Source organism: Microcystis sp. LE19-41.2A (assembly GCF_027530405.1).
GTDB classification, from domain to species: Bacteria; Cyanobacteriota; Cyanobacteriia; order Cyanobacteriales; family Microcystaceae; genus Microcystis; species Microcystis aeruginosa.
In genome coordinates this window covers 1-2,421 of the sequence record NZ_JAPZQJ010000337.1, presented here as the reverse complement: position 1 = coordinate 2,421, position 2,421 = coordinate 1, and the positions used below count along the sequence as shown (strand labels likewise).

At 43.2% G+C, this 2,421-nt stretch carries 3 protein-coding genes; 1 reads left to right on the top strand and 2 read right to left on the bottom strand.

Annotated features, from left to right (window positions below; all coding sequences use genetic code 11):
- Positions 1–570 (bottom strand): RNA-guided endonuclease InsQ/TnpB family protein (locus O9290_RS13890; RefSeq protein WP_288087171.1); only part of this gene is annotated, 570 nt, incomplete at its 3' end.
- Between the two features lie 352 nt (positions 571–922).
- Positions 923–1,927, bottom strand: coding sequence for a sulfate/molybdate ABC transporter ATP-binding protein (locus O9290_RS13885; protein WP_043999411.1), 1,005 nt, complete (start codon positions 1,925–1,927; stop codon positions 923–925).
- Positions 1,928–2,210: 283 nt separating this feature from the next.
- Here O9290_RS13885 and O9290_RS13880 point away from each other — a divergent pair, with 283 nt between their 5' ends.
- Complete coding sequence (locus O9290_RS13880) at positions 2,211–2,336, top strand: hypothetical protein (RefSeq protein WP_288028090.1); 126 nt, start codon at positions 2,211–2,213, stop codon at positions 2,334–2,336.
- Positions 2,337–2,421 lie beyond the last annotated feature (85 nt).

Genomic DNA, 2,421 nt, shown 5'->3' with positions numbered 1-2,421 from the left:
AAGGCTACTAATTCCTAAGTCAATTCCGATGGCTTTATCTGTTACTGGTAGAGGCTTAATCGTTGGGTCATCAAATCTAATTGAAATATGCCAACGTCCAGAAGGATGTAATCTGACTGTTACTGTGCTTGGTTCACAGCTTTCTGGTATTTGTCTTGACCATCGAATAGGTAAAGGTTCTGTGCATTTGGCTAAATAGATTTGTTTGTCTTTAATTTTAAAAGCAGATTTGGTAAATTCGGCACTTCCTCCTTGATGTTTTTTCTTAAAGTTAGGATACTTAGTCCGACCAGCAAAGAAGTTAGTAAAAGCTGTTTGTAAATGTCTTAACCCTTGTTGTAAGGGTACACAGCTTACTTCATTGAGAAAGTTTAATTCTTCTTGCTTTTTCCAATCGGTTAGCATTGAAGAAGTTTGAGCGTAGCCTACTCTTTCTTGCTTTTCGTACCAAGCTTGTGTTCGTTCGTGGAGAGCTTTATTGTAAACTAATCTTACACAGCCCAATGTGCGCCGCAATAGCGACTCTTGTTCTGGTGTGGGGTAAAATCGAAACGAATAGGCTTTTTCCATGTCTCACATTTTAGCATATATAGCGTTTCCTAAGCTAGTGAGGTACACCTGTTTTTCTTCCCCTTTGCCTTTTGCCTCTTGCCTTTTGCCTAAAACCCATAACTTTTGTACCTCAGCAGACTGAAAAACGCTATATTTCGTAAACGATGCTCATATTTAACAGCAAAGCCGCCGTAAAACGGCGGGGTTTCAGACCCAAAATTTTCGATGACGATGAGTGCCTGTGACTTTGTGCGGAACCCGATCACACCATGTATGGCGATGCTGTGGGTGCGACAAGTCTATTATTGGGACAAGGAGAAAAACTCTATATCGCACCACAGAATTTAATCGAGTTTTGGAACGTTTACTTTTAAGCAAAAACGCGAGCATCCCGAGGACGAACATAAACTTGCTCCCCGACTTGGAGGTGCAGTTGATCCAGTTGTTCTCGATTCAGATGGGCAATCAGGAGAGAGCGATCGGGTAGAATTAATTCCACATCGATGGCCCAACCCAGATGGATAATGCGCTCAACTTTTGCCTCAATGCTAGACCCATTGGGAGAAGAGAGAATTTCTAGGTCGTGGGGACGAATGAAAATCTTGACTCCGTTAGTACCCCCTCCGAGCTGCTCGAATAGTGCAGCCGAGGTCGGTGGTAAAACATTCACCCGGCCGATAAAACTCATCACAAAAGCAGAGGCAGGATGATCGTACACCTGATCGGGAGTTCCCACCTGTTCGATTTTACCCTCATTGAAAATTACGATCTCGTCGGCCACTTCCATGGCTTCCTCCTGGTCGTGGGTGACAAAAACACTGGTGACATGGACCTCCTCGTGTAACTGTCGCAACCAAACTCGTAGCTCTTTTCTAACTTTGGCATCCAAGGCCCCAAAAGGCTCATCTAATAATAATACTTCCGGTTCCACCGCTAAGGCCCGGGCCAGGGCAACCCGTTGACGTTGACCCCCGGATAGTTGGGCCGGATAGCGATCGCCTAATCCCTGCAATTGAATTAAACTCAAGAGATTGTCCACTCGTTTTTGAATATAGTTCGGGGTAGCTTTGCGAATATTTAAACCGAAAGCGATATTCTGACGCACCGTCAGGTGTTTAAAAAGCGCATAATGCTGAAAAACAAAGCCAATATTCCTTTTTCTGACATTTAAATGGGTTGTGTCTTTGCCATTGATGATAATTTTGCCTGTGTCGGGAGGTTCTAATCCTGCGATCGCTCTCAGGAGAGTGGTTTTTCCTGAACCGGACGGCCCCAGCAGTGCCACCAGACGATTCGATTTGATCTCTAGGTTGATGTTGTCTAAAGCAGTAAAGGTGCCGAATTTTTTCGATACTCGCTCGATGATGATGCTCACGGTAGCTAATCCTCTGGCAAAAAAATGTATAGGGTTTGACCGTATTTTAACCATGATTCAATCGCAATCGTATTAAAATACACTTACATTTTACAAGATAGCAAGAAAATTAAGTTTCGATTCGGAGATTACTGGTTATAAACAGAGACTAAAAGATTAAACAGCGATAAAAGCTTACTAATACTCTTTTTTGCTCTTTTAGTCGGTTCTAAAGGCTTAATTAACTAATTTTGTCTCTTAACCACCAGAAACACACCGGAGAAAAGAGACAACTGAGGCAAAAATGGACTATTCTTTATTGACAATATTTAGCTTTTTTATCGGAATTGTCGTGGGATTAACGGGAATTGGCGGTTCATCGGAAATTTTGGGTCTGAAACCCCGCCGTTCTAGGTTGGCTTTACGTTAGAATTAAAAGGCCAGTCTCGAAAACCAAGTGGACGGCGCAGCACCTTGAAAACTCGGCTTAGGGGGTTCCGACCAGAAAAGCTTGG